Source organism: Novosphingobium sp. BL-S-19, assembly GCF_055521675.1.
Genome location: NZ_CM145498.1, coordinates 450,180 through 476,763 on the forward strand (window position 1 = coordinate 450,180; position 26,584 = coordinate 476,763).

General features: G+C 67.2%; 29 protein-coding genes. 2 read left to right on the forward strand and 27 right to left on the reverse strand.

Annotated features, from left to right (window positions below):
• Positions 1-8: 8 nt before the first annotated feature.
• The 17 genes from ubiM to ACZ1JV_RS10515 form a co-directional block, all read right to left on the reverse strand.
• Positions 9-1,193 carry a 5-demethoxyubiquinol-8 5-hydroxylase UbiM gene (gene ubiM, locus ACZ1JV_RS10435; protein WP_465151505.1) on the reverse strand — a complete coding sequence of 395 codons (1,185 nt, stop codon included), beginning with the start codon at positions 1,191-1,193 and terminating at the stop codon, positions 9-11.
• A gap of 153 nt (positions 1,194-1,346) precedes the next feature.
• Positions 1,347-2,492 carry an EscU/YscU/HrcU family type III secretion system export apparatus switch protein gene (locus ACZ1JV_RS10440; protein WP_465151506.1) on the reverse strand — a complete coding sequence of 382 codons (1,146 nt, stop codon included), beginning with the start codon at positions 2,490-2,492 and terminating at the stop codon, positions 1,347-1,349.
• Positions 2,493-2,501: 9 nt separating this feature from the next.
• On the reverse strand, positions 2,502-3,284 hold the full coding sequence (gene fliR, locus ACZ1JV_RS10445; RefSeq protein ID WP_465151507.1) for a flagellar biosynthetic protein FliR: 783 nt from the start codon (positions 3,282-3,284) through the stop codon (positions 2,502-2,504).
• On the reverse strand, positions 3,281-3,571 hold the full coding sequence (locus ACZ1JV_RS10450) for a flagellar biosynthetic protein FliQ (RefSeq protein WP_465136438.1): 291 nt from the start codon (positions 3,569-3,571) through the stop codon (positions 3,281-3,283). Before ACZ1JV_RS10450 ends, fliR begins: the two co-directional genes overlap by 4 nt.
• 4 nt (positions 3,572-3,575) lie before the next feature.
• A complete protein-coding gene (fliP, locus tag ACZ1JV_RS10455) occupies positions 3,576-4,343 on the reverse strand; it encodes a flagellar type III secretion system pore protein FliP (RefSeq protein ID WP_465151508.1) in 768 nt (255 codons plus the stop codon).
• Positions 4,340-4,633: a flagellar biosynthetic protein FliO gene (locus tag ACZ1JV_RS10460; RefSeq protein WP_465151509.1), complete on the reverse strand. Its 294-nt coding sequence runs from the start codon at positions 4,631-4,633 to the stop codon at positions 4,340-4,342. The genes fliP and ACZ1JV_RS10460 overlap by 4 nt, the downstream gene beginning before the upstream one ends.
• A 6-nt stretch (positions 4,634-4,639) precedes the next feature.
• Complete coding sequence (fliN, locus tag ACZ1JV_RS10465) at positions 4,640-4,960, reverse strand: flagellar motor switch protein FliN (RefSeq protein ID WP_465151510.1); 321 nt, start codon at positions 4,958-4,960, stop codon at positions 4,640-4,642.
• 49 nt (positions 4,961-5,009) lie between these two features.
• Positions 5,010-5,903: a FliM/FliN family flagellar motor switch protein gene (locus ACZ1JV_RS10470; protein WP_465151511.1), complete on the reverse strand. Its 894-nt coding sequence runs from the start codon at positions 5,901-5,903 to the stop codon at positions 5,010-5,012.
• An 8-nt stretch (positions 5,904-5,911) separates the two neighbouring features.
• Positions 5,912-6,517 carry a flagellar basal body-associated FliL family protein gene (locus tag ACZ1JV_RS10475; protein WP_465151512.1) on the reverse strand — a complete coding sequence of 202 codons (606 nt, stop codon included), beginning with the start codon at positions 6,515-6,517 and terminating at the stop codon, positions 5,912-5,914.
• Between the two features lie 48 nt (positions 6,518-6,565).
• Positions 6,566-8,167 carry a hypothetical protein gene (locus ACZ1JV_RS10480; RefSeq protein ID WP_465151513.1) on the reverse strand — a complete coding sequence of 534 codons (1,602 nt, stop codon included), beginning with the start codon at positions 8,165-8,167 and terminating at the stop codon, positions 6,566-6,568.
• Positions 8,168-8,175: 8 nt separating this feature from the next.
• Entirely contained in the window at positions 8,176-8,646 is a 471-nt protein-coding gene (locus tag ACZ1JV_RS10485; RefSeq protein ID WP_465151514.1) for a hypothetical protein, read from the reverse strand.
• Positions 8,647-8,650: 4 nt separating this feature from the next.
• Entirely contained in the window at positions 8,651-9,979 is a 1,329-nt protein-coding gene (locus tag ACZ1JV_RS10490; protein ID WP_465151515.1) for a FliI/YscN family ATPase, read from the reverse strand.
• Positions 9,976-10,677 carry a FliH/SctL family protein gene (locus ACZ1JV_RS10495; protein WP_465151516.1) on the reverse strand — a complete coding sequence of 234 codons (702 nt, stop codon included), beginning with the start codon at positions 10,675-10,677 and terminating at the stop codon, positions 9,976-9,978. The genes ACZ1JV_RS10490 and ACZ1JV_RS10495 overlap by 4 nt, the downstream gene beginning before the upstream one ends.
• Positions 10,670-11,695, reverse strand: coding sequence for a flagellar motor switch protein FliG (gene fliG, locus ACZ1JV_RS10500; protein ID WP_465151517.1), 1,026 nt, complete (start codon positions 11,693-11,695; stop codon positions 10,670-10,672). The genes ACZ1JV_RS10495 and fliG overlap by 8 nt, the downstream gene beginning before the upstream one ends.
• A complete protein-coding gene (gene fliF / locus ACZ1JV_RS10505) occupies positions 11,695-13,461 on the reverse strand; it encodes a flagellar basal-body MS-ring/collar protein FliF (protein WP_465151518.1) in 1,767 nt (588 codons plus the stop codon). Before fliF ends, fliG begins: the two co-directional genes overlap by 1 nt.
• A 6-nt stretch (positions 13,462-13,467) precedes the next feature.
• Entirely contained in the window at positions 13,468-13,854 is a 387-nt protein-coding gene (gene fliE / locus ACZ1JV_RS10510) for a flagellar hook-basal body complex protein FliE (RefSeq protein WP_465151519.1), read from the reverse strand.
• Entirely contained in the window at positions 13,851-15,137 is a 1,287-nt protein-coding gene (locus tag ACZ1JV_RS10515; RefSeq protein ID WP_465151520.1) for a sigma-54 interaction domain-containing protein, read from the reverse strand. Before ACZ1JV_RS10515 ends, fliE begins: the two co-directional genes overlap by 4 nt.
• Before the next feature lie 282 nt (positions 15,138-15,419).
• Between ACZ1JV_RS10515 and ACZ1JV_RS10520 the strand changes: the two genes are divergently transcribed.
• Positions 15,420-16,244, forward strand: a complete 825-nt coding sequence (locus ACZ1JV_RS10520) for a flagellin N-terminal helical domain-containing protein (RefSeq protein WP_465151521.1) — start codon at positions 15,420-15,422, stop codon at positions 16,242-16,244.
• Positions 16,245-16,419: 175 nt separating this feature from the next.
• Positions 16,420-17,481 (forward strand): class I SAM-dependent methyltransferase, encoded by a 1,062-nt coding sequence (locus tag ACZ1JV_RS10525; RefSeq protein ID WP_465151522.1) that lies wholly within the window; start codon positions 16,420-16,422, stop codon positions 17,479-17,481.
• A gap of 274 nt (positions 17,482-17,755) precedes the next feature.
• On the opposite strand, the gene ACZ1JV_RS10530 is transcribed toward ACZ1JV_RS10525, so the two are convergent.
• The 10 genes from ACZ1JV_RS10530 to ACZ1JV_RS10575 all read right to left on the reverse strand — a co-directional run bounded on the left by ACZ1JV_RS10530 (position 17,756) and on the right by ACZ1JV_RS10575 (position 26,569).
• On the reverse strand, positions 17,756-18,589 hold the full coding sequence (locus tag ACZ1JV_RS10530) for a flagellar motor protein MotB (RefSeq protein ID WP_465136422.1): 834 nt from the start codon (positions 18,587-18,589) through the stop codon (positions 17,756-17,758).
• A gap of 1 nt (position 18,590) precedes the next feature.
• Positions 18,591-19,454 carry a flagellar motor stator protein MotA gene (motA, locus tag ACZ1JV_RS10535; protein WP_465136421.1) on the reverse strand — a complete coding sequence of 288 codons (864 nt, stop codon included), beginning with the start codon at positions 19,452-19,454 and terminating at the stop codon, positions 18,591-18,593.
• Positions 19,455-19,532: 78 nt separating this feature from the next.
• Positions 19,533-20,456, reverse strand: a complete 924-nt coding sequence (locus ACZ1JV_RS10540) for a flagellin N-terminal helical domain-containing protein (protein WP_465151523.1) — start codon at positions 20,454-20,456, stop codon at positions 19,533-19,535.
• Between the two features lie 19 nt (positions 20,457-20,475).
• Entirely contained in the window at positions 20,476-21,813 is a 1,338-nt protein-coding gene (gene flgK, locus ACZ1JV_RS10545) for a flagellar hook-associated protein FlgK (RefSeq protein WP_465151524.1), read from the reverse strand.
• Between the two features lies 1 nt (position 21,814).
• Positions 21,815-22,150 (reverse strand): rod-binding protein, encoded by a 336-nt coding sequence (locus tag ACZ1JV_RS10550; RefSeq protein WP_465151525.1) that lies wholly within the window; start codon positions 22,148-22,150, stop codon positions 21,815-21,817.
• Positions 22,147-23,289, reverse strand: coding sequence for a flagellar basal body P-ring protein FlgI (locus ACZ1JV_RS10555; protein ID WP_465151526.1), 1,143 nt, complete (start codon positions 23,287-23,289; stop codon positions 22,147-22,149). The genes ACZ1JV_RS10550 and ACZ1JV_RS10555 overlap by 4 nt, the downstream gene beginning before the upstream one ends.
• The gene (locus tag ACZ1JV_RS10560; RefSeq protein WP_465151527.1) at positions 23,289-23,987 is read right to left on the reverse strand and encodes a flagellar basal body L-ring protein FlgH; all 699 of its coding nucleotides are present in this window, start codon (positions 23,985-23,987) and stop codon (positions 23,289-23,291) included. Before ACZ1JV_RS10560 ends, ACZ1JV_RS10555 begins: the two co-directional genes overlap by 1 nt.
• A 191-nt stretch (positions 23,988-24,178) precedes the next feature.
• Positions 24,179-24,967 carry a flagellar basal-body rod protein FlgG gene (gene flgG, locus ACZ1JV_RS10565; RefSeq protein WP_465136416.1) on the reverse strand — a complete coding sequence of 263 codons (789 nt, stop codon included), beginning with the start codon at positions 24,965-24,967 and terminating at the stop codon, positions 24,179-24,181.
• Between the two features lie 13 nt (positions 24,968-24,980).
• Positions 24,981-25,739 (reverse strand): flagellar basal body rod protein FlgF, encoded by a 759-nt coding sequence (locus ACZ1JV_RS10570; RefSeq protein WP_465151528.1) that lies wholly within the window; start codon positions 25,737-25,739, stop codon positions 24,981-24,983.
• 14 nt (positions 25,740-25,753) lie between these two features.
• Positions 25,754-26,569 carry a flagellar hook-basal body complex protein gene (locus ACZ1JV_RS10575; protein ID WP_465136414.1) on the reverse strand — a complete coding sequence of 272 codons (816 nt, stop codon included), beginning with the start codon at positions 26,567-26,569 and terminating at the stop codon, positions 25,754-25,756.
• Positions 26,570-26,584: the final 15 nt, after the last annotated feature.

Here is a 26,584-nt window from a genome sequence, read left to right on the forward strand (position 1 = left end):
GGCCCGCATTACGGCTGCATCAGCATCCGGCTGACGCTCCGCGAGACGAAAGGCATTCGCGCGGCGGCGCGCAAGGCCAGATGGCGTGCGGCGCGGGCGGCGGGGCGTTCGGCGGTGTAGAGGCCGACGATCATGTTGGTGGCGGTGTAGATCGGCCGGCTGGCAAGGCGGTGTGCGGCCTCATAGCGGCGCAGCAGCAGCGATCCGCCGATGTCGCCGCCCTGCCGCTGCGCATCCGCCACCAGTTTGCCAAGCGTGACGGCACTGGCAAGGCCGAGATTGAAGCCATGCGCCGTAACCGGGTGCATGCCCACGGCGGCATCGCCGATCAGCGCAGCGCGGCGGGCGGCGAAGTGGCGGGCATAAGTCGTGGCGAGCGGATAGACATGGGCCTTGCCGATCAGGTTCATGCGGCCGAGGCGCCCGTGGTAGCGGCGGGTGATCTCGGCGGCGAGGCTCTGCGCATCCAGCGCGGCCAGCCGCTCGATCTCAGGCGCGGCGAGGGTGAGGACGGCGGAGGATTCTTTGCCGTTCAGTTCCCTGCCATTCAGCGGCAGCATGGCGATGGTCTGGCCATGGTCGAACCATTCGGTGGCCACGCCGTCGTGGTCGAGATCGTGCGCCATGCGGCATACCAGCATCGAGCGGCCGGTGCGGTTTACCTCCGCCTTGATGCCCAGTTGCTCGCGCATGAAGGAGAAGCGGGAATCGGCGCCCACCAGCAGGCGCGCCCGGAGCCGGGTTCCGTCGGTGAGCGTGACGCCGGCGCCGTCCGCATCGCTGGGCAGCGATGCCACGGTGCACCCGGCCAGCACGTCGATGCCCGCTTGCGCTTCGGTGGCCGCGAACAGGGCGCGGCGGATGCGGTGGTTGGATACGAGCCAGCCCAGCCGGTCCTCTCCCGTGCCATCGGCTCCGAAGGACAGCGCGAAGGGGGAGCCGCCGTTCAGCACGCGGGCCTCGCGCAGGGGCGAGACCTGTCGCGGGTCGATCCAGCCCCAGGCGCCCAGCTTGCGCAACGCGCGGACCGAGCGGTGTGTCAGCGCGATCTCGCGGCCATCGACTGCCGGTTCGATCAGAGCCTCCAGCGGCTGACGCTCGATCACGGCGATGCTGAGGCCCGCGTCCGCCAGCGAGGCGGCGAAGGCCAGACCGGCCGGCCCGGCGCCGACGATTATCAGGTCATGGGTCATCGCGCGGGCTCCATCGTTGTGCGGGTCGGACGGCGATTGGGGGCCATCCGGGATAGGAGTGCAAGCCGTGGAGGTCACACGCGATTTTCGCCATGATTCACGTCAAATTGTGAATCGTGCTTCCCTTTCCTTCGTGATTGCGAGGGCGGCAGATCAGCCCTCTTGCGTGCCGGTGGGGTCCAGTCGGCCGTCGGCATCGAAGCGCAGGGTGACCGGCACCGCCACTTCGGGCGCGGCGCGTTTCTCCCCGCGCTTCAGAGAGAGCACGAAGGCCAGGATCGCGGCGACGGCGACATAGTGTTCCTCGCGGATCATCTGCTTTTCGCGCGTGGTGTAGAAGACGGAGCGGGCGAGCGTGGGATAGGCGAGCATCGGCACCGCATATTCGGCGGCGAGTTCGCGCATCGCCATCGCCTTCTCGCCGCGTCCCTTGGCCAGCACTACCGGCGCCGGAGCCTTGGCGGGATCGTAGGCCAGCGCCACCGAGAAGTGCGTGGGATTGGTGATGACGAACTGCGCCTCCTTCATCGCCGGGATCAGCGCGCCCATGGCGATCTGGCGCTGGCGGTGCTTGATCGCGGCCTTCTTCTCCGGCGCGCCCTCGGCATCCTTGTTCTCGTCCCGCACTTCTTGAAGCGTCATCTTCAGGCGGGACAGGCGGCGCACGATCTGCACCGGCAGGTCGAACATGGCGATCAGGAACAGTCCGCCCGACAGCCAGAACAGCAGCGTGGTCACGCTGTGCCATGCGGCGGAGACCTGCCCGAGCAGATCCCCGCTGCCAAGGTGCAGCAGCATTTCGATCTGCCCGCGCGCCCAGTACCAGCCGATCGCCAGCAGCAGCGTGACTTTGGCGACGCCCTTGGCCATCTCTATCCAGCCGCTGGGGCCGAACATGCGCTTCAGCCCCGAAAGCGGATTGATGCGCGATCCCTTGGGCAGCACGTTGCCGCCCACCCAGCGCCCCTCGCCAAAGCCCAGCTGCGAAACCAGCGAGACCAGCAGTACGGCCAGACCGAGCACGAGGATCGGCGGCAGCAGTTCCACCAGCACTTGCAGCAGGCGCTGGCCCGGCGTGAAATCGTCGATATCGGCGCGGCGCCAGGTGAAGCCGGTGGCAAGGGCGCGCAGCAGCCGGTCCATCACCCATGGCCCGGCCAGCGTGAGCCATGCCCCGCCCATCGCCATGCCTGCCGCCGTCGCCATCTCGCGCGAGCGGATGACGTCGCCCTTCTCCGCCGCGTCCTTCTTGCGCTTGGCGGTGGGGGCAAAGCTCTTTTCGCCTTCCTGCTCGGCCATGGCTGCGTCCTAGGGATGCATGATCGCGGCGGCCTGCTCGATCGCGTCGGCCGAGAGGCGGGTGACCAGGTCGGTCAGCACCGGCGCGCTGGCCAGCAGGGCGGCGAGCCCGCCCAGCACGCCTGCCGGCAGGCCCAGCGCGAAGAGGTTGAGCGCGGGGGCGGAGCGGCTGAGTACGCCGGTCACCACTTGCACCACCAGCAGCACCAGACAGGCGGGCAGAGCGATCGCCGCGCCGGTCGCGAAAGTGCGCGATGCGAAAGAGGCGACCAGCGCGAACCGCTGCGCACCCAGCCAGGTCTGGCCCGGCGGGAACGTGCGGTAGCTTTCCACCAGCAGCGCGAACCATTGCAGGTGCGCGCCCAGGGCCAGGAACATCAGCGTCAGCACCACCGTGAAATATTGCCCCAGCGCGGGGGATCGCGCGCCGGAATTGGGATCGACCGAAACCGCCATGTTCATGCCCATCGCCCCGCCGACCACTTCGGCCGCCAGAATCGGCGCGGCGAAGGCCAGTTGCAGCGCGAAGCCCAGCGCCAGCCCGATGCAGACCTCCCCCGCGACGGAAAGCATGCCCATCAGAGAGAACAGCGCGGCCGGCGCCTGCACCGGCGTCCACGCGCAGATCATCACCGCCACCGCCCCGGTCACGATCACCCGTGCCTGCGGCGGCACCCCGGCGATGCCGAACATCGGCGCCGCCATCAGCGCAGCGCCCATCCGCGTCATCACGAAGAGCAGCCGCCAGAATTCGTGCTCTACCGGGCCGAAACCGAAATCGAGGGCGTTCACGGGGCGACCTGCTCGGCCTGCCCGGTGCGGGCGATCTCGGCAAAGATCTCCTGCGTGAAATCGCCGATCAGCGTCATCATCGAACTGCCCAGCACCACCAGCACCAGCGCGGTTATCGCCAGCTTGGGCACGAAAGTCAGCGTCTGTTCGTTCACCGAAGTCGCCGCCTGAATCACGCCGACCACCAGCCCGACCGCCAGCGAGGCGATCAGCACTGGCGCGGCGACCAGCGCGGTGACCCACAGCATCTTGTCCGCCAGATCGAGGAGGGCGCCGATATCTTCCATCGCGCTATCCGAAGCTCGCCGCCAAGGAGCCCATCAGCAGGGCCCAGCCATCCACCATCACGAACAGCAGCAGCTTGAAGGGGAGCGAGACGACCATCGGGCTCATCATCATCATGCCCAGGCTCATCAGCACGGAAGAGACGACAAGATCGATCACCAGGAACGGCAGGAACAGCATGAAGCCGATCTGGAACGCGGTCTTCAACTCGCTGGTCACGAAGGCGGGCAGCAGGATGGAGAAGGGCACGTCGGTCGTATTCGCGAAGCGCGGCGCTTTCGCCATGTCCGCGAACATCGTCAGGTCGCGTTCGCGCGTCTGGCGGATCATGAAGGCGTGGAACTCTCGCCCGCCCGCCTCGATGGCCTGCTGGGCGTTGATCTTATCCGCCGCATAAGGGGCGATGGCGCTGGCGTTCACCCGCTCCAGCGTGGGGGACATGACGAAGAGGGAGAGGAACAGCGCCAGCCCGATCAGCACCTGATTGGGGGGCGACTGCTGCAAGCCTATGGCCTGCCGCAGGATCGCCAGCACCACCAGAATGCGCGTGAAGCTGGTCATCATCAGCACCAGACTGGGCAGGATCGTCAGCAGCCCCATGATCAGCAGGAGCTGCAAAGAAAGGCTCATGCCCGGCCCTCCCGGACCGGATCCGGTGCCGCCGACGGAGCCCAGGGCCCGGTCCAGCGCACCGGGGATCGCCGATTGGGCGTGGACGGCGAGGGGCAGCAGCACCGCACCCAGCGCTGCTGTCAGGGAAAGGGCGCGCTTCATCGCGCCGCGTCCTCGACCGCCAAGTCCTGTTCGAAGCTTCGGGCGGGCGCTTCGGCCAGCGGGGTCAGCCCCTGCCGGGTGGCGGAGACGAGAATCTCGCGCCCGTGGAACTCGATCACCGCCAGCTTCATGGTGGGAGAAAGCATCAGCGTCTCCACGATCCGCACCGAGCGTCCGGTGGCGGGGCCGCCCACGCGTTCCTGCATCCGCCGGGCCAGCCACAGGCAGCCCCAGATCATCGCCGTGATCAGCGGCAGCAGCAGCACCAGCTTGAGCAGATACCAGCCCATTCCCGCTCACTCCTGCGCTTCGGCAGTTGCGCCCGCTTCGGCACCGCTTTGAGGCAGGGCGGCAGCGTCCTTTGCGGAGTCGTCGCCAGTCATCTCGACGATGCGCAACCCGAAGCGGCCATTGTGCGAGACGACCTCACCCCGCGCGATGGGCTTGCCGTTGACCAGCACGTCCAGCAGTTCGTCGGTCATGCGGTCGAGCACCACCAGGCTTTCCGGGCCCAGCGAGAGCACGTCGCGCAGCTTCATCTGGGTGCGGCCGAGTTCGACCGACAGGCGCACATCGACGTCGCGCAGGAATTCGAGGCTGCGGGGATGGATGCTCATGAAAGGTCGTTTCCTTGGCGTGCGTTGTCGGTTTCAGAATGCGTCGTTTTCAGAATGCATGGGCGATCTGCACCGCCACCCGGTCGTCCAGTTCGCCGACAGTGCCGGTGGCGATGGTCTGGCCGTCCACCTGCAACGGCACGCTGCGGGCGACGGCGACCGGCAGCACGTCGCCCGGGCGCAAGTTGGACAAGCGCGACATGGCGATCGGCATGTCCACCAGCACCGCGGTCACTTCGATCGGGATCGAGGCGAAAGGCTCGCCAGTGGGACCGGGACGCTGACCGGGACGCTGGCCGCGGGGCCGCGCCGGCACCGGGCGCGGTGCGGCGATGGCGGCGGCCAGTGACGTGACCGGAAAAGCCAGTTGCAGCGACCAGGGCGCAAAGCCGGGATCCTCTATGTCCAGCGAGAGCATCAACAGTTCCTCGTTCGCCGGGAAGGGATCGAGTTGTCGCAGGCTGGTGTCACGTCGCAGCGGCCGCACCCGCAGATCGTCATGCCCGCCGAACGCCAGCCCTAGCGCGGTGGCCAGCGCCGCCTCGATCCGTTCGAGCAGCAGCAGCGCCGATAGCGGCAGGGTTTCCGGGATCGTTTCGGGCATCTCGCCGCGCCCGCCGAAGGCACGATCGACGATGCGCAACACCGCGCCCGCCTCGAACGTCGCCAGCAGCGGCAGTCCCGCGGGGCCGAGCACCAGCAGGCTATGCGCGGCAGGGCCTTCCAGTTCGGCCTGCAGCGATCCCAAGGTGCCGTCCATCGGCATGCCCACGCGCACCAGCGGCGCTTCCCCGCCCGAAAGATGGGCCAGCGTCGCGGAAAGCGTGCGGCTCAGCCGCTCGCCGATCAGCGAAAGCGCGGGAACCAGATCCGCAAGCTGGGGCACTTTGCCGAGCAGTTCGGCGGCATGTCTGGCTGCCCGGGATGGAGAGGAAGGTGCCATCGCCGCGCTCACTGGATGATGAAGTTGCGGAAATAGACGTTGTCGACCCCGCCGAAGCCTTCCTTCTGGATCAGCACGCGGTTGATTGAGTCAGTCATCCGCTTCTGCAGGCGCGTCTTGCCTTCCAGGGTGTAGACGTCGTTTTCCGGCGTATCGGCAAGGATCGTCAGCAGGCCGGAGCGGATCGCCAGTTCATGCTTCTTCAGCCATTGCAGTACCCGCCCGTCATACCGGGTGGAGCACGCCAGGCTGAGCTGGATCATCGAATCCGAATCCTTGAGGTTCGATGTGAAATCATCTGTGAAAGTGTAGTAGGCAGTGCGGTACTGATCGCCGCCGTCGCCTTCCACTTCGCCAGCGCCGGCATCGGCTTCGCCGCCTTCCTGCTTCGGCGCGTAAGGATCGGTCTCTCCCTTGCGGATCAGCTGGGGGCGATTGTCTTCCTTCGCCGCGTCATGCTTACCCAGCACGCCGGTGGCGACCAGCGCGAAGGCACCGCCGCCGCCGCCCAGCACCAGCATGCCCAAGCCCACGAGGATGAAGCCCAGCTTGCCCTTGGTTTTCTTTTCGCCACTGCCGTCACCGGCGCCGTCCTTGGCTCCCTTGTCGCTCACAGTCGTGTTCCCCAATGTGATGGTGGCCAGTGTGATGGTCTGGGTGGATCAGGCGTAGATGCCGCCGCGATCCGGGCGCGCGGCGCGCGAGGCGCCATCCTCGCGGGCCGTGCTGGAAGTGCTGCGCGCCGTTTCGGTTTTGGCCCCCGTTTGGGCTGTAGCCTGACGCCGCTCACCGTCTTGCCCGCCTGCCAGCATGCCGGAATGGGCAGGGGCCTGCCGCTGATCCTGCGCGGAATTGCCGCCGGTCTGCGCGGGCGTGTTGTTGCCGGCCTGCTGCCAGCCCTGCCGCGCATCTCCGCGCCCATCTCCTCTGGCGCTGTCGCCTTGATCGCCGCTCATCTGGCCGGCCAGCGAGGCTGCGACGCCGGCGTGAACCGCCGTGCTGAACGCGGGATCGGCGCTGGCCATGGTGACCGAGAGCCCGTTGCTATCCGGCCGGAACTGCAGCGAGACGGAGCCGAACTGGGTGTGGCTGACGGCGGTGCGGACGACTTGCGTGCCCGCCGCCTCCCGCGCTTCGGTGATCTTGCCGACCAGCGTGGCGAAGTCCTGCGGACCTTGCGCGGCGTCCTGCGGAGCTGCGCTGCCGCTGGTCGCTACCGGGGTGGCGTTGGCGGTCAGGTGCGCCACGGTAAGTGACGGCGCGGAGGGCTGGGCAGTCTCGTTCGTCGCCACGCGGGCTAGGGCGAATGCATCGGCCTGCCGGTCGGTGGCCGCGGAACCGCGTTCGCCGGCCGGGGGCGACTGGTCGGCAAGGTTGGGCGTGGCGCGCGGCTGCTGTGCTGCCGGATCGGTGAGCGTCGGTTGGGACGCAGCGCCGGCTGCGGGGGTTGCCGTGGTCGCGGTTGGCTGCGTGGCCGTTCCGGCGGCTGCCGCGTGGCTCTGCGCTTCGGTCACGCCTTTCGGCTGGGCGCCGAGAATGGTCGCGATTGTAACGGGTGCGGGAGCAACTGCAGGGGCGGGGGCGGGGGCGTCGGGGGCGTTCGGCGCGGTGCCTGCCGGTGCGACTTCGATGGGGGCAAGCCGGACCTGCTCCAGCGAAGCCGCCGCGCCGACCTGAACCGGCGAGGGCGGGGCGGAGGTGTCGGGGACTGCGCCGGCCTTCGCCGGGTTGGCGTCTGGCGTGGCGGCAGGAAGTTGGGCCAGTGTGGCCAGCGCGGGGGCGGCACTGGCGGTAGCGGCAGGCACGGGGCTCGCACTTGCCGGTGCCGCCGTTATCGCCGCCGTGGGCGCCGTCCGCTCCGCCGTTACGGGCGGCAGCACGGCAAGAACGGCCAGCAGTGTGCCGGCGGGATCGGCTTCCGTGCCGTCCGCCGCGTCCGGGGGCGTGTCCGCAGGCGTATCGGCATCGTCGGTTTCGCCCGAGGCAATCTTGATGTCCGTGGCCAGCGTGGCGGCGGCAACGTCCGGCAGGGCTTTGCCGGGTGCCTTGCCGGGGCCGGCCATGCCGGGATCGACGACCGCCGCGGCCTTTGCGGAAGCCGGTTCGGCCGGCGCGGCCTCCGCCTTGCCCGTTCCAGCCGCCGCGCCGGTGAAAATGGCCGCAAAATCGCCATTCTTCGCGCCGCTGGGTGAGGCGGCAGAGGCGGTGCTGCCGGTCGATACCGAGCTGGACGAGGCTGCGGAGGGAGAGGAGGGGATCATCATACCTTTCCCTATTCAAGACCCGTGCCAGAACCGCTGCTGCTACCTTTGGCGGAACCGGGATCGGATCCGCCCGAGGAACGCCGGGCCGAAAGTGCAGGCGTCTCGCCGGCCTTGGCGATCATCCGTTCCTGCAGGGCGGCGCGTTCCTCGATGGCGGCGCGGCGGCGCTCGGCGGCGGCAAGCTGCAATTGCTTGGCGTCGGCAATCGATTGCGCGCGCTGGGCGTCGCCCTCGGTGGTCTGGCTGATCGCCTGCAGTCCGCTGACGAAACGGCCGACCTGATAGAGCGCGGCACCATCGGCCATTTCGCGGCGGCTGGCATAGTCGGCGGCAAGCTGGCGGGTGCGTTCGGACAGCGATTTCAGCTGCGACAGCGTGCTTTCGGCCTGCGCGGCCTCCAGCGCGGCGGTCTGCTTGGCGATGGCGCGGATCTTTTCCAGTCGCCGCAGCCGGATCAGGCGCTTGCGATCGGCGTTCATGATGTCAGCCGGACAGCAACTGCGTCAGCCGCGCGGTGCTCTCGGCCAGATCCACCACTTCACCGGCCGGCTGGCTGAGGAAGGCGGACAAAGCCTGATGCATCGCAATGGCGCGGTCCAGTTGCGGGTCTGCCCCCGCGCGATAGGCGCCCATCAGCACGAGATCGCGGTTCGCCTCGTAACTGGCGGAAAGCGCGCGGAACTGGCGGGCAAGCCGCTCGTGCTCGGGCGGGACGATGTCGTTCATCACGCGGCTGAGCGAGGCGGCGATGTCCACCGCCGGATATTGCCCGCGCTGGGCCAGATCGCGGGAAAGCACAATATGCCCGTCCAGGATCGACCGTGCGGTGTCCACCACCGGATCGTCCTGATTGTCGCCATCGGCCAGCACGGTGTAGAGACCGGTGATCGACCCGCCGGAAGCGGCCGAATTGCCCGCCCGCTCCACCAGCTTGGTGATCGTGGCAAGGGCGGAAGGCGGATAGCCGCGCGCCGCACCGGGTTCGCCCAGCAGCAGGCCGATCTCGCGCGCGGCGTGGGCCACGCGGGTCAGGCTGTCCATGATCAGCAGCACGCGGCGGCCTTTCGCGCGGAAATGTTCGGCCATCGACGTGGCCAGCATGGCCCCGCGCAGGCGCAGGTTCGGCGCATGGTCGGCGGGGACGGCGACCACCACGGTCTTGTCCTTCTTGGCGCCATGCATGTGCCGTTCGACGAAATCGGAGACTTCGCGTGCGCGCTCGCCGATCAGGCCGACGATGATCACGTCGGCAGAGGCGCCGCGCGCGATCATGTCGATCAGCACCGATTTGCCCACGCCCGATCCCGCCATCACGCCAATGCGCTGGCCGACGCCGAAAGTGGTCAGCGCGTTCAGCGCGCGCACGCCGGTATCGAAGGGCAGACGCACCGGGCTGCGGTCCAGCGCCGAGGTGCGCACGCCGCCGGCCGGCCATTCCATGCGGCTGTGGATCGGAAAGCCGCCGTCTATGGGCAGCCCCTCACCATCGACGGCGCGGCCCAGGAACGGCTCACCCACCGGCAACAAGCCGGGGCGACCCTCAGCCCAGACGCGCGCGCCGGGGCGCAGCAGGATCATGTCGCCCAAGAGCATCATCATCGTGCGGCCGTTGCGGAAGCCGATCACTTCGGCGGCGAGCGCCTTCTGCGGCCCATGGGCAATGCGGCACATCGCGCCGACCGGCACCGACAGCCCGCTTACTTCCAGCAATCCGCCATCGCAGGCGGCGACCAGACCATAGCGGCGCGGGGCCAGATCCAGCGGGCCGCCGGTGGCCAGATCGTCGAGGATCGCTTCGTAGAGCTTCATCATTGCTGAAGCGCTTCGGCAATGGCGCGGCGCCAGCTGGCCGGGCCGTCCTCCACGCCGCCGTTGGCAGTTTCGATCCGCACGGTGCCACGTTCCAGCGTGCGGTCGGGCAGGATCTTCCATTCGCTGCGCAGGCGCGGTGAGATCAGGTCGAAATCGCGGGGGTTGAGGTGGATCACCTTGTCGTCGTCGGCGCGGGCCAGCATCGATACGGCAGTCTCGATCCGTTGCCCCAGTGCCACCGGATCGATCGCACGGGGCGCGACTGCCGCCTCGCACAAGGCGGCGACGGTATCGCGCAGGCGCAGGCGAAGCTCCTCTTCCAGCCGCTCGTCGATCTTCGCGAAGGAGAGGGCCAGCCGCTCGCGCGCGGCGGCATCGGCGGCGGCGCGTTCGGCGGCGGCCTCGGCAGCCTGGCGGTGCCCTTCGGCAAAGCCTTGCGCATAAGCCTCGGCAATCGGATCGCGCGTTTCGGGCTCTGCGGCGGGTTCGGGGGGCGGCTGCTCCTGCGGCGGCGGTTCGGCGGGGGCGGTGGCCGTGAAGCGCAGATCCGGCTGGAACCGGGCCGGGCGTGCCAGGGTCTCGAACAGCATCGATGCGGCGCGGGTGCGTTCGCCGCGCTCCGCCTCATCCCGTTCCCACCGGTTCTGGCCGAAGTCCTTCGGGCTGAAGCGGCCCAACGAAAAGCCCAGATCAGACATATTCGTCGTCGCCCGAACCGAAGACGATCGCGCCTTCGGCCGCCAGCTTGCGGGCGATGGTCACCACTTCCTTTTGCGCGGCCACCACGTCGGCCAGCTTGGTACGGCCGCGTGCCTCTATCTCGTCCTTGACGCCTTCCGCCGCGCGCGAGGACATGGCGCGGAAGAACACATCGCGCTCTTCCTCGCCGATGCCCTTCAGTGCATCGATCAGGGCATCGTTGGGCACATCGCGCAGCAGCGTGCCCATGGCCTTGGGGTCGAGCACGAAGAGATGTTCGAACTTGAACATCTCGTCCTCGATCTGCTTGGCGAGCGCCTTGTCGCGGCGGGTAAGGTCGCCCATCACGCGCTTCTCGACGATCTTGTTCACCCCGTTGACGATGCCCGCCGCCTCTCGAATGCCGCCCACTTCGAACGGACGCTGGCCGTGGAAATCGGAAATGCGGCGGGTCAGCAGGTCTTCCAGCATCTCGATCGCCTGCACCGTTACCGGGCCCAGAGTGGCGATGCGGTGGACGATTTCCGGCTGCACGGCATCGGGCAGCGAATGGAGTACGGCGGCGGCCACTTCGGGATCCAGCTGCACCAGCAGCACGGCGACGGCCTGCGGATGTTCGTCCTTCACCAGCGGGACCAGCGAATCCGCCGTCAGCCAGCGTGCCAGTTCGATGCTGGAATGGCGCGGAGCCTCGGGCCGGATGCGGCTCATCAGATTTTCGGCTTTCACTTCGCCCACCGCGCGGGTGATCATCGTGCGCACCTGGCCGACGCGGTCGTGCGCGACGATGCCCAGCGCCTCGGTCTTCTCGACGAAGCCGGTGATCGCGCCGGCAATCAGGTCCGGCCCGATCTCGCCCAGCGCGCACATCTTTTCGCCCAGCCGCTGCAGCTCATCGGGTTCCAGCTCGGCCAGGATGCGCGAGGTCTGCTCCTCGTTCAGCAGCATCATCATGACCGCCGCGTTGTCGGCCGGATGCAGGGGGGCGTTGAGGGGGGCGGGATCCATCTCGCTCATCAGGCTGCTTTCGTTTGTTCTTCGGCGGGCTCGTTGATCATCTGGCGCAGCGCGGCGACGGCGCTTTCGGGCTTTTCGGCGACCAGCCGCTGCGCCAGGTCCACCTGCCGCGTCAGCAGGTCCGACCGAGTCACGTCGACATCCATGTCGATCGTGTTCTCGCTGGCGGCAGAGCGCGAGCCGGACGAGCCGAGCATCCGGCCGACAAGGCCGGTATGGACCTCCTCCTCGTCATCCTCCTCGGGCCCCATGATCTGCGCGACGGACTTTGCCTTGCCATGTTTGGAGCCGCGCTTGGCCGGGGGCGTGCGGTCGCCACGGATCGCCTTCACCAGCGGGCGCACGCCGATCAGCAGCACCAGCAAAACCGCCAGCAGCGCCGCGCCTTTGCGCACCACCATGGCGAACCACGGCGCTTCGTAGAACGGCAGCTTGTCCGCGCCGGTCGGTTCGAAATTGCGGATGACGACCTTGACCTGATCGCCGCGCTGCGGGTCGGCGCCGACGGCGGCGCTGACCAGCGACTGGATATCCTGAATCTCCTGCGCCTTCGCGCCCTTCAACCCGGCATCGCTGACCGCCACTGCGACAGACAGGCGCTTGATCCCGCCCGGCCGCGAGTTGGAGACCGAGACCTGACGGCCCAGTTCGTAGTTCTTGCTGGACGAGGATTCGCCATTGGTCGGCGGCGTGCCGCTGGGGGCCGCCGTGGGCGTGCCCTGCGGTGCACCGGGCCGCGCCTGCGTGGGCGGCGGCGGCGAGTTGGACAGCGCGCCCGGAACGCCCGCCGCCGGGCCGGCCCCGGTCGATTGCGACTGTTCCTGCGTCTCGCTGCGCACGGCGCCGTCCTTGTCGTAGCTTTCGCGCGCCTGCGTCACATCGTCCATGTCCAGCTCGACCTGGGCCTGCGTGGTGAAGTTGGTTTCACCCAGCATCGGCGTCAGCAACTGGCTGACCTGTTCGCGCAGCTTGGATTCCATGCGCGATTGCAGGTCCAGCCGGTCGGTGTCCGGCCCGGACTCCTGCGACAGCAGCCGGCCGTGCTGGTCGACCACGCGCACGGCATCCGGGGAAAGCCCCGGCACCGATGCGGCGACGAGATTGACGATGGCGGTAACCTGGCTGTCCGAGAGCTGGCGGCCGGCTTTCAACCGGACCATGATCGAGGCGGACGGCGGAACGTTGTCGCGCACGAAGACCGATTTCTCGCCCTCGGCAATGTGCACGCGCACACCGTCGACGCCGTCGATCTCGGCAATGCTCAGTTGCAGGTCATGCTCGCGCGCGGCGCGCAGGCGTTCGCCTTCCAGCGTGCGGCTGGCGCCCATCGGCAGCTTGTCCAGCATCTGGTCGCCGCTTTCGGGGGTCGCCAGCGCCCCGTCGGACGCCACCAGCATCCGGGCGCGGTAAAAGTCGCCCTCGTCCACGGTAAGCGCGCCGGAGCCGTTGTCGATATGGTAGGAGATGCCCGCCTGTTCCAGCGCGGCGGCCACGCCGGCGCGGTCGGCATCGTCAAGCTGGGCATAGAGCACCCGCTGGGGCGACGGGGCCAGCGTGTCCCACGCCAGCAGCGCGCCGCCCACCGCGGCAAGGCCGATGAACACCGGCAGGAAGCGGCGGACTGCCGGCTGCGCGGTGAACGATCCGATGCGGGTGAGCACCGGGCCGCCCTGCGGGTCCGCAAACGGTGCGAAGACCGATCGCGTGGCGGGAAGCTGGCCGCTGCCGGCGCCTTCGGGCATGTCGGGGGAGATTGCGTCGGCCATGATCTATCAAAGCCCCATCCGCATGATGTCCTGATAGGCGGACAGCAGCTTGTTACGGACCTGCAGGGTGGCTTCGAAGGCAACGCCCGCCTCCTGCCGTGCCAGCATGACTTTGGCGACGTCGGTCACTTCGCCCTTCTGGTAGGCGTCGGTCACGTTCTCGGCATTGGTCTGCACGGAATTGACACTGTCCAGCGCGGTTTTCAGCGTACCCGCGAAGCCTTGCGCGGGGGGCTGGATGCCGGACGCATCGGCGGTGTCTTGCGATCCCTGCGTGGCATGGATCTTCTTCAGCAGATCGCTGCGATCGATGATCTGCTGGCGCATGGCCATGATCTGCTGGATGCCGCCGCCTCCGCCGGCCCCGCCAACGATGCCGGAAATGGCGCTCATCGGAACGCTCCCGCGGCATGGCGGCCGATCTCGATCCCGGCTTCACGCAGCGAGGCGAGGCGGTAGCGCAAGGTGCGTTCGGAAATGCCCAGCTCGCGCGCGGCGCGCACCCTGCTGCCGCCGCAGGCCTCCAGCGTTTCGACGATGGCGCGGGCTTCGGAAATCTGGACGATGCTGGACAGGCGGCGCGGGCCATCGTGATCCTGCGCATCGGCTGCGGCGTGCGCGGCGCCGGGCACGATCGGCGTGATCAGGCGGGCCGGGCTGTCGAACACGATATGCTCGGGCGTGATCATCGGCTTGCCATGGGCCAGCAGCAGCGCGCGGCGCATCACGTTCTCCAGTTCGCGCACATTGCCGGGCCAGGCGTGCAGCTTGAGCATGGCGATGGCGGAGTCCGAAAGGCAGGGCACCCGCGCCGGATCGGGCGCATGGCGCAGGGCCATGGCGAAAGCGAGTGGGGCAATGTCGTCCGGGCGTTCGCGCAGCGAATCGAGCGTCAGCGGAAAGACGTTGAGCCGGTAGTAAAGGTCGGCGCGGAACCGCCCTTCGGCCACTTCGGTGGGCAGGTCGCGGTTGGCGCAGGCGATCACGCGGATGTCCACCTTGATCGGCTTGGTGGAGCCGATCGGCACCACTTCCTGCTCCTGCAGCGCGCGCAGCAGCTTGGCCTGCAAGGTCAGCGGCAGCTCGGCGATCTCGTCCAGCAGCAAGGTGCCGCCGTCGGCCGCGCGCATGAAGCCTTCGCTGGCCTGCGTCGCCCCGGTAAAGGCGCCCTTCTGGTGGCCGAACAGCAGCGCTTCCAGCATGGTTTCCGGCATCGCCGCGCAATTGACCGCCACGAACGGCCCGTCGCGCCGGTCGGACCGGGCATGGATGAAGCGGCTGAGCACTTCCTTGCCGGTGCCGGTGGGGCCGTTGATGAGGACGGGGATGTCGCTGCCCGCCAGCCGCTCGGCCAGCGCGAAGACGGACAGGCTGGCCGGATCGGCCGCGATCGGGGACTCCGCGCCGGACAGCGCGGCCAGCAGCATCGCCAGCGAGCCTTCGCTTACCGGATCGGCGTATGTCACCGCCACCGATCCGTTCGCCGCGCGGGACAGCGCCGGCGCGTTTCCGCGCGCCAGATGCACTATCCGTGCACCCGTCCGCTCCTCCGCGCTTTCGGCATCGCGCAGCGCGACGGTTCCCGGCGCCAGCAGCGACCCGGCGATGGCCGTCGCGCGGCGGACCAGAGGGCCGTGGCGACGTTCAAATTCGATGTCGAAAATTTCTTCGACCATGTCTCGATATACCCCGTGGAATTAATCTTCTTCCAAGGCGGGGTATGCTGGCCAAACGGCGAATCCTTCGAAAATTTAAGTCCCCGTAGCGACCCTTAGTTTTGCCCTTTCGGCTGGCCTGTTTCGGATGCTTCCGACGCCCTTTCCGGCCCCTTCCGGCAACAATCCGGCAAGGGGGCGGCTTAATTTTGCCGGGCGCTTGCCGGTCTAGCTGTCGACGGTTGGGCCGGATGCGCCGGATCCCGCCGTTCGGAACTCGGGATACCCTACGGGAGCAATTACATGTCTGTCATCAATACCAATATCAGCGCCATCCGTGCTGCGAATTCCTCGACCTCGGCCAACAAGATGCTCAGCACCGCGATGGAGCGTCTTTCGACCGGTAAGCGAATCAACTCGGCCAAGGATGACGCCGCCGGTCTGGCCATCGCCACCTCCATGACCTCGCAGGTGCGCGGCATGAGCCAGGGCATCCGCAACGCCAACGACGGCATCTCGCTGGCCCAGACCGCCGAAGGCAGCCTGGACGAAGTGACCAACATGCTGCAGCGCGTTCGCGAACTGGCCGTGCAGTCGTCCTCGGGCACGTATCAGGACAGCGACCGCGATGCGATGCAGTCGGAAGTGACCGCGCTGACCAGCCAGATCAGCGACGTGCTGACGCAGACCAAGTTCAACGGCAACACGCTGTTCTCCACCACTTCGGGTTCGGACGTCACCTTCGACATCCAGACCGGCTCGAATTCGGGCGAGAAGGTCACGCTGACCTCGAACGCGATCGACGGCACCAACCTGACCGCTTCGGCGCTGGACGTTTCGACCGCCACGAACGCTTCGACCACGATCGACAACGTCGACCTTGCCCTGGCGGACGTGAACTCGACCCGCGCCTCGCTGGGTGCCGGCCAGAACCGCCTCGAATCGGCGATCAACAACCTGACCAACAACGTGACGAACCTGTCGGACGCACGTTCGCGGATCGAGGATGCCGATTATTCCAGCGAAACCACGGCGATGGCCAAGGCCCAGATCCTCAGCCAGGCATCGACGGCAATGATCGCGCAGGCCAACCAGAGCCAGCAGGACGTGCTCTCGCTGCTGCGGTAACCTGACGCGCAAGCGCATCGGTTATTGGGGCTGGCTTTCGGGCCGGCCCTTCGGGCCCGGCGGGCTTTCCCCAGCCGCCGGGCCCGTTTTCGCGTCCCCGCTTCGCCGTGTCATGGTATTGTCCGCTGCAAGGGGCGGTCCATGACAACAGCGACTCGGTGAGAGGGGATCCGCGATGTCAGACCCTGTAGACGAAGCGAAGCTTCACGCGTTCATCGGCAAGATGCTGGGCGATCTGGGCGGCGCGATGAGCGTGCCCACGGTGCGGGTCGGGCTGCGGCTGGGCCTGTTCACGGCGCTGGCGCAAGGCCCGGCGACGGCCGAGGAACTGGCGGCGCGCGCGGGCGGGCTCCACGCCCGTTACGTGCGCGAATGGGCGCTGGCGCAGGCGGCCAACGGCTATCTGGACTATGATGCGGCAGGCGGCACGTTCAGCCTCTCGCCCGAGCAGGCGATGGTCTTCGTGGTGCCGGACAGCCCGGTCTATCTGGCTGGCGCCTACGAACTGGTCGCGGCGATGATCGAGGCGGAGGGCCGGGTGGAGCAGTGTTTCCGCGACGGCAGCGGGGTGCGCTGGGGCGATCACGCGGGATGCCTGTTCTGCGCCACCGGCGCGTTCTTTCGCCCCGGCTATGTCAACAACATCGTCCAGAACTGGATCCCCGCGCTCGACGGGGTGGAAGCGCGGCTGCGCAAGGGCGCGAAAGTCGCCGATGTCGGCTGCGGGGTCGGCTTCTCGACGATGCTGATGGCGGAGGCTTATCCCGACAGTCTGTTCATCGGATATGATTTCCATGAACCCTCGATCGAGGAAGCCCGCCGCCACGCGCAGGCCCATGGGCTGGAGGACCGCGTCCGGTTTGAGGTTTCGACCGCGAAGACCATCGCGGAATCCGGCTTCGATCTCGTCACCATGTACGATTGCCTGCACGACATGGGCGATCCGCGCGGCTGCGCGGCGCATGTGCGCGGGATGCTGGCGCCGTACGGGCGCTGGATGGTGGTGGAGCCGATCGCTGGCGACGCGCCGGAGCAGAGCTTCAACCCGGTGGGCCGGCTCTACTACAATGCATCGACGATGATCTGCGTGCCGACCTCGCTCGATCAGGAAGTGGGAGAGGGGCTGGGCGCACAGGCCGGCGAGGCGCGGCTCTCGGCGATCATGCGTGAGGCCGGGTTCACGTATGTCCGCCGCGCGACGGAGGGGCCGTTCAACATGGTGCTGGAAGCGGCCTGAGGTTCTCTTAAGGGAGGGAGCCGACGTGTGTCGCCTCTCACTCCGTCATCCCCGCGAAGGCGGGGATCCCGCTTCCTTCGTGCGAGGCGGGCGGGTTGCAGAAGGCAGCGGGGCCCCCGCCTTCGCGGGGGCGACGAGGTAAGGGGGCGCTTCCAAAACCCGCTCAGGCTGAGCTTGTCGAAGCCCCCGGCGGCATCGCGCTGTGTCTCACATCCTTCGACAGGCTCAGGATGAACGGGGGTGGGAAAGGGGGCGGGCGCGACACCCGCTTTCCCTAATTCGCGATGGTGATCGAGATCCGCCGATTGCGCGGGTCATGTGGGTCTTGCGGGATCAGGAGCTCCATGTCGGCCACGCCCTCGATCCGCTTGAAGCGGTCGGCGGGAATGTCGTCTGCGATCAGTTGCTGGCGCGTCGCTTCGGCACGGCCGGCGGAAAGCGACCAGTTGTTGCCGGGCACACCGTCGCGATAGGGAATGGCGTCGGTATGGCCCCGGATCGTCAGCGGACCGCCTTCGGGACCGATGGCTTCGGCAATGGCTTTCAGCAGTTCCGTTGCCTGCGGTGTCAGGATCGTGGTGCCCAGCCGGAACATGGAGAAATCGGCATCGTCCACCATGTCGATACGAATGCCCTCGGTGGTGTCCACCATACGGATTTGCTTGGCCAGCTTGCGCAGTTCCGCGGTCGACTGCAGCTTGCGATTGAGCGCCTCGCGCGCCAGCGAGGTGCGCTTGATCGGGGTGCCGCCCTCCCGGTTGCCGCCGGTGGCGTCGCGCGGGATGGTGATGGTCTTGGTGCCGGTGCCGCCGGCATGGGGCAGGTTGTCCTTTTCGGTCAGCGAGGATCCGCCGAGCAGCCCATTGGCCGAACCCGCGCTGCCCTGCCGAGTCTTGACGAGGGTGGGGGAGAAATAGTCGGCAATGCCCTTGCGCTGCTTTTCGGTGGTGGCACCCACGATCCACAGCAGCAGGAAGAAGGCCATCATGGCGGTCACGAAGTCCGCATAGGCCACTTTCCAGGCGCCGCCGTGGTGCCCGGCTTCGACCACCGTCACCTTCTTGACGATGATCGGCCGCGGCGCCTCCTTCGGTTTCTTGGTTGCCACCTCAGCGGCCCCGCATCGCGTCTAGCAGTTCGGAAAGGCCGGGCCGGAAGGCATGGCCAAGGCCCGAACGCGCCGATTCCACCACCAGCGGCTGCGGCCAGCCGTGCAAGGACGCAATGATCACCTGCTTCACGGCGTGGAAGATCTGTTCGTCCTGCTCGTTGATCTGCTTCATGCGGCCGGCCATCGGGCCGACGATGCCGTAAGCCAGCAGCACGCCCATGAAAGTGCCGACCAGCGCCGAACCGATCATGCCGCCCAGGATGGAGGGCGGCTTGTCGATCGATCCCATCGTCTTCACCACGCCCAGCACGGCGGCGACGATGCCCAGCGCCGGCAGCGCGTCCGCCAGGTTCTGGAAAGCGTGCTGCGGTTCGTGCAATTCGTGGAAGTGGGTCTTCATCGAATTGTCCATCACGTCTTCCACCGCGTGGACTTCCAGCGTGCCGGACGAGACGACGATCAGGGTCAACGTATCGCAGATCAGGTGCACCAGTGCCTCATTGGCCAGCAGGCGCGGAAATTCGGCGAAAAGCGCGGAGTTCTGCGGCTCGTTCACGTGGCTCTCCAGCGCCACCGGGCCTTCGGAGCGCAGGATCTTCATCAGCTTCACGGTCAGGATGATCGCATCCACATGGTCCTGCTTGTTGTGGCGCGGGCCCTTGAAGACCTTGCCCACGCCTTTGCCCAGCGCCTTGATCTCGTGCATCGAGTTGCCGGTGACGATGGCACCCAGCGCGGCACCGCCGATGATGAGCATTTCGTGCGGAATCGCCTCCATCACCGGGCCAAGCGCGCCGCCGGTGATCGCGAATCCACCGAACACCATCACCAGCAGGATGACGACGCCGATCACTGCGAACATGGTTAACGTCCCCTGTCGTGTAAAAGCCCCGGCCCCTCCCCCTGCGCCGCCTTCACTTGTGCGGCCGGGTGGTGCGGATCAGCCGATTGCGTTGAAGAGGCTGAGGGAGGCGAGCTTGCCGAAGGTCGATTGCGCCGCTTCCAGCACGGTCATGGTTTCCTGAAGATTGGCGATCGTGGTCGCGGGGTCGGCGCCGCCGATGTCCGCTTCCTCGGAAGAGCGCAGTTCGGAAAGGTTCGTGCGGCGGTCGTCCACCACGTCGATCCAGGCGAGCCGCGTGCCGATCACGGTCTGTCCGGTGGTGAGGGTATCCAGCCCGGCCTTGAGGTCGGTCAGCGCGGCGGAGGCGGCACCGGTCGGGTCGGTGGCGCCGCCGTTCAGCGCGTCCGCCAACCCCTTCACCACGGCGAGCAGGTCGGTCTGGGTGCCGCCGGCATTGGTGAAGCTGAGGAATTGCGGCCCGGTCATCGAACGGGTTACGCTCTGTCCGGCGCCCAGCGGCAGCGTGTCCGAACTCGTGGTGCCGACGTAGACGGCGTTACCCGAAGCATCGAGTGAATAGGCATCGCCCGCGCTGGTGCCGCCGAACAGCGCATGGCCGTTGGAATCGCGTGCATTGGCCAGCGCCAGCATGTTGCTGAAGATCTGGTCCAGCTGGGTGCCGATGGAGGCGCGCTGATCGTCGGTCAGCGTCGAACTGGCGGCCTGAGTCGCCAGATCCTGCACTTGCATCAGCGCGTCCGCCATGTCCGACATCGTCGAATCCGCCAGCGAGAGATCGGCATTAGCGCGCTGGGCATTGGTCTTGTCGATGCCCGAAAGCGCCTCCTGCCGGGACAGCGAGCGCAGCCGCGATGCCGCCACCGGATTGTCCGAAGACCGGTCGAACTTCAGGCCGCTGGACATCTGCGACTGGTAGTTTTCCGCCTGCGTGCGCAGGGCCTTGATGTCGCTCCGGGACCTCTCGAAGAAGGCGCTGGTGCTGGTCGAGACGATAGTCATGGGAAGGGCTCCGTTCGGACTAGCTGATCGAGAGGATGGAATCGAAGATGTCGGAAGCGACCTGCATGACCCGGCCGTTGGCTTGATAGGCCTGCTGGAACAGGGTGAGGTTCACCGCTTCCTGATCGAGATCGACACCGGCTTGCGCTTCCAGCGCGACTTTGGCGTTGCTGGCGATCGATTCCAGCGAATCGCGCGTGACCGTGCGGCCGGCGACGGCGCTGGAGATGCCGAACAGCAGCGTGTCCATGTCTCCAGCCGGATCGGCGGCGTCCAGCGCGCTGCGCATCGCTTCCAGATTGGAGGCGTCGCGGCTGTTCGCGCCCGAACCGGCCGGTGCCGTGGCGATCTGGCTGCCGCTGGTGAGCGACAGCGACATGCTGGCGGCATTGGTGCCGGAGAACATCGGCTGCCCGGCATTGCCGCCCAGATCGACGCCGGCGGTCTGCACGCCATTGATCGCGGTCATGACTTCGGAGGCGATGGCATCGAGCTGCGAATGGACATTGGCGAGTTCGGACAGCGCCTGGTTCTTGCCCGCGACCGAACCCGAGGAGATCGTGGCGGCATTGCCATCCAGCGTGAAGCTGAGCGTGCCGTCGCTTTCGGTGTTCGCCGCCAGCGTGGCGGCGGTGCCGCCGTTGACGATGTCCGGCCCGGTACTGCCGCCCAATCGCACTTCCACGGTGCCGTCGTCGGCAAAGCTGGTGGAAATGTCGACGTAGCCGCTGATCTTCTGCAGCAGCGAATCGCGCTGATCCAGCAGGCTGGACTGGTCGCTGGAAGCATCGGACGATCGGGCGAGGCGCAAGTTCACGCGGGCCAGTTCGGCGGACAGCGTGTTGACCTGATTGACGCCGTCCTGCGCCTCGAACCGCAGGCCTTGTCCGGCGGCGTCCAGGCTGGAGGCGGCGGTGTTCATCGTCTGCGCCAGCGTGCGGCCCTGTTCCAGTGCCGAGGCGCGCAGCGAGCCATCGGTGGGATCGGACAGCAACTGCTTCAGCGAGGCTTCGAAATTGACGACGGAATCGTAGACGCCGGTTTGCTCCACCGCGCTTTCGACGTTTTCCAGCCCCGTCACTTCGGCATCGGCGCGCGCCGCGTCGGCACCGGTGCGGCGCACTTCGGACTGGCGAAACATGTCCGCATTGCGCGTGATGCCGTTGATCCGCACGCCTGCAAGGTTGATGGCCGTGGGGGAGGAACTGACCGAGTTGATTGCCAGTTCGGACAGCGAAACGCTGCGCCGCACATAGCCGTCGGACGAGGCATTGGCGATGTTCTGCGCGGTAACGTCGAGCGCGGCCTTGGCGGCGCGGGCGCCCGAGTTGGCGATCGATATGAGGTTCGAGGCCATCTCAGGCGGCTCCCTCTGACGGTGTGGCGGTATCGGTGGCGGCGGCTGCCTCGGCAGGCAGGTAGCGCTGCATCTGCGCTTCCAGGATCGAGGCGAGGCCCAGCACGCCGCTGTCGGCGGTCACGTCGGCGAAGTGTTCGTCCTGCATCTGGCGGAAGGTATCCATCGCCTGGCTGCCGAACACCTGATCTCCGCCGAAGTCGGTCTTGCGCGCGGCGGCCAGCATCTGGCGCACCAGCATCGATTCGAACTGCTTGGCGGTGGCCTTCAGCTTCTCCCGGTCGCTGGCGCCGGGCTGGATGGTCAGGCCCGGAAGGCTGGTGTCGATCGCGCTCATATCACCACCATCTCCGCCTTGAGCGCTCCGGCCTGCTTCAGCGCTTCGAGGATCGCCACGAGGTCGGACGGGGTGACGCCCAGCAGGTTCAGCGCATCGACCACGCGGGCGAGCGAGGCGCCGCCCTTGAACAGCATCACCGCGCGCTTCTCTTCCTCGACCCCGAGCGTGGAGTTCTGCTCTATCGCGGTGCGGCCCTGGCTGAACGGTGCGGGCTGGACGACCGTGGGCCGTTCCTCCACCCGCACGGTCAGCTTGCCGTGGCTGATCGCGGCCGGGGCCAGACGCACGGCGGAATTGATGACCACGGTGCCGGTGCGGCTGTTCACCACCACGCGGGCGGGGGTCTCGGCCGGATCCACCTCGATCATCTCGATCGCGGCCATCATGCTGGCGCGAGTGTCGGGCTCTGCCGGCAGATGCAGTGCCAGGGTCACGCCGTCCTCGACCGTGGCGGTGCCCGGCAGGCGGTTGTTGATGGCATCGCGCACGCGTGCGGCGGTCAGGAAATCGGCATCGAACAGGTTCCAGCGCAGCACGGCATTACTGTCGAACCCGGTGGAGACGGCGCGCTCCACGCTCGCCCCCTCGGCAATGCGGCCGACGGTGGGGATATTGACGGTGACGTTGGAACCGTCCCGGCCGGAAATGCCCAGGCCGCCGACGGCAAGGTTACCTTGCGCCATCGCATAGATCTGTCCGTCCGCGCCGTAGAGCGGGGTCATGATCAGGGCCCCGCCGCGCAGCGACTTGGCCTTGCCGATGGCGGAAACGGTCACGTCGATCCGCTGGCCGGGCTTGGCGAAGGCGGGCAGTTCGGCGGTGACCATCACGGCGGAGGCGTTCTTCAGGCCGGGCGAGACGCCGGGCGGCAGCGTCAGGCCCATGCGGCCGGAAACGCCCTTCATCGCCTGCGTCGTATATTCCAGATTGTCGTCCCCGGTGCCCGGCAGGCCGACGACGATACCGTAGCCGGTCAGCTGGTTTTCGCGCACGCCCTGAAACTGGCCAAGGTCGCGCACGCGTTCGGCATGGGCATGGACCGGCGCCAGGAACACGATCAGCGCGATCAGGCCCGCCAGCAGCAGGCCCAGGATCACGTCGAACAGCCGGCGGGAAGGGGGCGGAAAATCCTGCATCAGAACGGCGAGATCATGTTGAAGAACTGGCCCAGCCAGCCCTGGCGGCCCGAACGCATGATCGCGCCCTTGCCGGTATATTCGATCTGCGCATCGGCGACGCGGGTCGAGGCGATCTGGTTGTCCTCGTCGATATCGGCGAGGCGGACGATGCCGGAAAACCGGATCCATTCATCGCCCTGACTGACCAGCATCTTCTTCTCTCCTTTGACGAGCGCGGTGCCATTGGGGCGCACTTCCGCGATAGTGACGGACAAAGTGGAGACCAGAGAACTGGTCTGCGCCGCATTGCCCTGACCATTGAACGTCGAGTTGGAGCTGGCTTTAAGTGCATCGGCCGTCAGGAAATCCAGCGGGCCCTTGGTGGGCGGCGTGATCGAGGCACCGCCGCCCTTCTGGCTCTTGGAGCTGACCGTCTTGGCGGCGGTTGTGCTTTCGACGAGCAGGATCGTCACCGCATCGCCCACATGGGCGGCACGAGTGCCGCCGTGGAGCGGCGCGTAGCCGAGCGAGACGTTGAAGATGCCGCCAGTAGGCTGCGCGGCGGGTTCCTGCGCGGGGGCGGGCAGGGGCGCGGGCAGGGTCGGCTCGAACCCGGAGGGCTTGGGCGGCTTCTTCGCCAGTGCGGGGGACGTGAGCGTCAGGCACAGCGCGGCGCCGACCAAGAGGCTCAGTGGGGCGCGGGCATGCTTCGACAAGCTCAGCATGAGCGGGGTGGGTGAAGGGCAAGAGAAGATTTCCCCTCGTCCGCCCGTCCTGAGCTTGTCGAAGGACCCGCCGCCATACGTCCTGAGCTTGTCGAAGGACCCGCCGCCACACATCCTGAGCTTGTCGAAGGACCTGCCGCCACGCTGGCCCAAAGCTGAAATCATCGCGCACCCCATGGCGGTCACAACGTCTGGTTCGCGTTGCGCAGCATCTCGTCCACGGCGGAGATCATCTTGGAATTGATCTCGTAGGCGCGCTGCGTCTCGATCATGTCGACCAGTTCCTCGACCACGTTGACGTTCGAGGCTTCCAGCATGCCCTGCCGGATCTGCCCGCGCCCGTCCTGCCCGGCGATGCCCAGCTGCACCGGGCCGCTGGCGGCGGTTTCCAGCAGGAAGTTGTCCGATCCGGCCTGCAGCGCGGAAGGGTTGGTGAAGCTGGCGATAGTGATCTGGCCAAGCTGCGACGGGTCCGACTGCCCGGCCAGTTGCGCCGAGACGGTACCGTCCTGCGAGACGGTGATCGAGGTCGCGCCTTCGGGCACGGTGATCGACGGCTGGACCACATAGCCCTGCGTTGTCACCAACTGGCCTTCCGAGGAGCGGGTGAAGTTGCCCGCGCGGGTATAGGCCAGTTGGCCGCCGGGCAGGCTGATCTGGAAATAGCCGTCCCCGTCCAGCGCCAGGTCGAAAGTATTGTTGGTGGTCTGCAGCGTCCCCTGCGTATCGATGCGCGAGGTGGACTGGATGGATACGCCGGTGCCGAGGTTCAGCCCGGTGGCATAGACCGTCTCGTTGGAGGACTGTGCCCCGGCCACGCGCGCGTCCTGGTAGGCGAGCGTCGCGAAATTGGCGCGATCCCGCTTGAACGAGGTGGTGGAGACGTTGGCCAGGTTGTTGGCGATCACGCGCATGCGCGTGTCCTGTGCCTCAAGACCCGTGCGAGCGACCTGTAGTGCGGAACTGGGCATTTCTTGTGTTTCCTCAGCTGTCTATGCGCATGAGCCGGACGCCGCCTTCGTCGACCTGACGCGCGGTCTCGACCAGTTTGGTGCGCATTTCGAAAAGGCGCTGGGCCGAGATCATGTCGGTCAGTACCTCCGATGCGTTGACGTTGGACTGCTCCAGGGCCCCGGGAATCACCTGTGCATTCTCGTCCACCGGCAGGGCCCCACCCGGTTGGCCATTCGCTCCGACCACGCGGAACGTGCCGGAAAGATCCTTGGCGATCTGGGTGCCGGTGGGGCTCACCAGCCGCAGGCGATCCACCCGTTGCGGTGGCTCGTCGGGCGTGGTGGGATCGGCCACCAGAACGCCGCCATCGTCGGCGATGGTGACGGTGCCGTTCGGCGGCACCGTGATCGGGCCGTTGTCGCCCAGCACGGGCAGTCCGTCTCCGTTCTGGAGTACGCCCGTCGCGGTGACGGAAAGGTCGCCGCGGCGGGTGTAGACTTCCTGCCCGTCGCCCGCCTGCACCGCCAGCAGGGACTGGTTCTGCAGCGCGACGTCCAGCGGATTGCCGGTGCGGGCGATCTCCCCCTGTTTCATCGAGGCGCCGATGACCCCGCTGCTGGAAAGTGCGCGCACTTCCAGCTGGGGGCCCTCCAGCGTCGTCGGCGCGGCCTGCAGCACTTCCGATTTGAAGCCGGTGGTGTGCGTATTGGCCATGTTGCTGGCGATCACCCGCTCCCGATTGAGCGAGGCGTTGAGGCCGGAAACGGCAGTGTAGATCAGGCGGTCCATGGTTCAGCTACCGCTTAGGTCCGCAAGTTGATGATGGTCTGCGCAATCTGGCTGGCCGTGTCGATTGCCTTGGCATTGGCCTGGAAATCGCGCTGAGCGGTGATCAGCGAAACCAGTTCTTCGGCCAGATCGACGTTGGACCGCTCCAGCGTGCCGGAAAGCAGCTCGCCATATTGGCTCGATCCCGGTTGGCCGTAGTTGGCTGCGCCGGAAACGCCGGTGGCCTTCCAGCTGGCATTGCCCACTTGCTTGAGCCCGTTGGGCGAGACGAAAGTGGCCAGCGCCATCACCCCCACCGTCGTATTGGTGCCGTCGGCGTAAGTCGCGATGACCTGGCCGGTGGCACTGATCGTCACACCGGCATATTCGGCGCCGGCGGCATTGGTCGCGGGGATTTGCGCGTCCTGTAATGTGGTCGAACTGATGGCGCCGCTGGCATCGACAGGGAAGACCTGAAGCCGTGCGTCCTGTTCGTTCACGATGTAGCCGCCTTGGCCGACCGAAAAAGCACCGTTGCGGGTATAGGAGGTCTGGCCGGAGGTCGGCGCGACGACGGTGAAGAAGCCCTCACCATTGATCGCGACGTCGAGCGCCGATCCGGTCTGTTCGGTGGGGCCGAGCTTGAAATTCTGTTTGATCGACGAGACGCGCGCGCCGATGCCGATGGTCAGCTTGGGATCTGTCAGCACCGAGGCCGAGACGATATCGGCGAATGAGGCATCGCTTTTCTTGAACCCGTTGGTTTCCGAGTTGGCGATGTTGTGGGCGATGACGTCGAGATCGGTCTGGGCGTTCTTGAGGCCCGTGATCGAAGTGTAGAAGGACGACATGGGATGCTCCTGCGG

Coding starts and splice junctions, on each gene's coding strand:
- ubiM (WP_465151505.1), bottom strand. CDS start 1,193: ATGACCCATGACCTGATAATCGTCGGCGCCGGGCCGGCCGGTCTGGCC.
- ACZ1JV_RS10440 (WP_465151506.1), bottom strand. CDS start 2,492: ATGGCCGAGCAGGAAGGCGAAAAGAGCTTTGCCCCCACCGCCAAGCGC.
- ACZ1JV_RS10450 (WP_465136438.1), bottom strand. CDS start 3,571: ATGGAAGATATCGGCGCCCTCCTCGATCTGGCGGACAAGATGCTGTGG.
- fliP (WP_465151508.1), bottom strand. CDS start 4,343: ATGAAGCGCGCCCTTTCCCTGACAGCAGCGCTGGGTGCGGTGCTGCTG.
- ACZ1JV_RS10460 (WP_465151509.1), bottom strand. CDS start 4,633: ATGGGCTGGTATCTGCTCAAGCTGGTGCTGCTGCTGCCGCTGATCACG.
- fliN (WP_465151510.1), bottom strand. CDS start 4,960: ATGAGCATCCATCCCCGCAGCCTCGAATTCCTGCGCGACGTCGATGTG.
- ACZ1JV_RS10470 (WP_465151511.1), bottom strand. CDS start 5,903: ATGGCACCTTCCTCTCCATCCCGGGCAGCCAGACATGCCGCCGAACTG.
- ACZ1JV_RS10480 (WP_465151513.1), bottom strand. CDS start 8,167: ATGATGATCCCCTCCTCTCCCTCCGCAGCCTCGTCCAGCTCGGTATCG.
- ACZ1JV_RS10485 (WP_465151514.1), bottom strand. CDS start 8,646: ATGAACGCCGATCGCAAGCGCCTGATCCGGCTGCGGCGACTGGAAAAG.
- ACZ1JV_RS10490 (WP_465151515.1), bottom strand. CDS start 9,979: ATGATGAAGCTCTACGAAGCGATCCTCGACGATCTGGCCACCGGCGGC.
- ACZ1JV_RS10495 (WP_465151516.1), bottom strand. CDS start 10,677: ATGTCTGATCTGGGCTTTTCGTTGGGCCGCTTCAGCCCGAAGGACTTC.
- fliG (WP_465151517.1), bottom strand. CDS start 11,695: ATGAGCGAGATGGATCCCGCCCCCCTCAACGCCCCCCTGCATCCGGCC.
- fliF (WP_465151518.1), bottom strand. CDS start 13,461: ATGGCCGACGCAATCTCCCCCGACATGCCCGAAGGCGCCGGCAGCGGC.
- fliE (WP_465151519.1), bottom strand. CDS start 13,854: ATGAGCGCCATTTCCGGCATCGTTGGCGGGGCCGGCGGAGGCGGCGGC.
- ACZ1JV_RS10515 (WP_465151520.1), bottom strand. CDS start 15,137: ATGGTCGAAGAAATTTTCGACATCGAATTTGAACGTCGCCACGGCCCT.
- ACZ1JV_RS10520 (WP_465151521.1), top strand. CDS start 15,420: ATGTCTGTCATCAATACCAATATCAGCGCCATCCGTGCTGCGAATTCC.
- ACZ1JV_RS10525 (WP_465151522.1), top strand. CDS start 16,420: ATGTCAGACCCTGTAGACGAAGCGAAGCTTCACGCGTTCATCGGCAAG.
- motA (WP_465136421.1), bottom strand. CDS start 19,454: ATGTTCGCAGTGATCGGCGTCGTCATCCTGCTGGTGATGGTGTTCGGT.
- ACZ1JV_RS10540 (WP_465151523.1), bottom strand. CDS start 20,456: ATGACTATCGTCTCGACCAGCACCAGCGCCTTCTTCGAGAGGTCCCGG.
- flgK (WP_465151524.1), bottom strand. CDS start 21,813: ATGGCCTCGAACCTCATATCGATCGCCAACTCGGGCGCCCGCGCCGCC.
- ACZ1JV_RS10550 (WP_465151525.1), bottom strand. CDS start 22,150: ATGAGCGCGATCGACACCAGCCTTCCGGGCCTGACCATCCAGCCCGGC.
- ACZ1JV_RS10555 (WP_465151526.1), bottom strand. CDS start 23,289: ATGCAGGATTTTCCGCCCCCTTCCCGCCGGCTGTTCGACGTGATCCTG.
- flgG (WP_465136416.1), bottom strand. CDS start 24,967: ATGCCCAGTTCCGCACTACAGGTCGCTCGCACGGGTCTTGAGGCACAG.
- ACZ1JV_RS10570 (WP_465151528.1), bottom strand. CDS start 25,739: ATGGACCGCCTGATCTACACTGCCGTTTCCGGCCTCAACGCCTCGCTC.
- ACZ1JV_RS10575 (WP_465136414.1), bottom strand. CDS start 26,569: ATGTCGTCCTTCTACACTTCGATCACGGGCCTCAAGAACGCCCAGACC.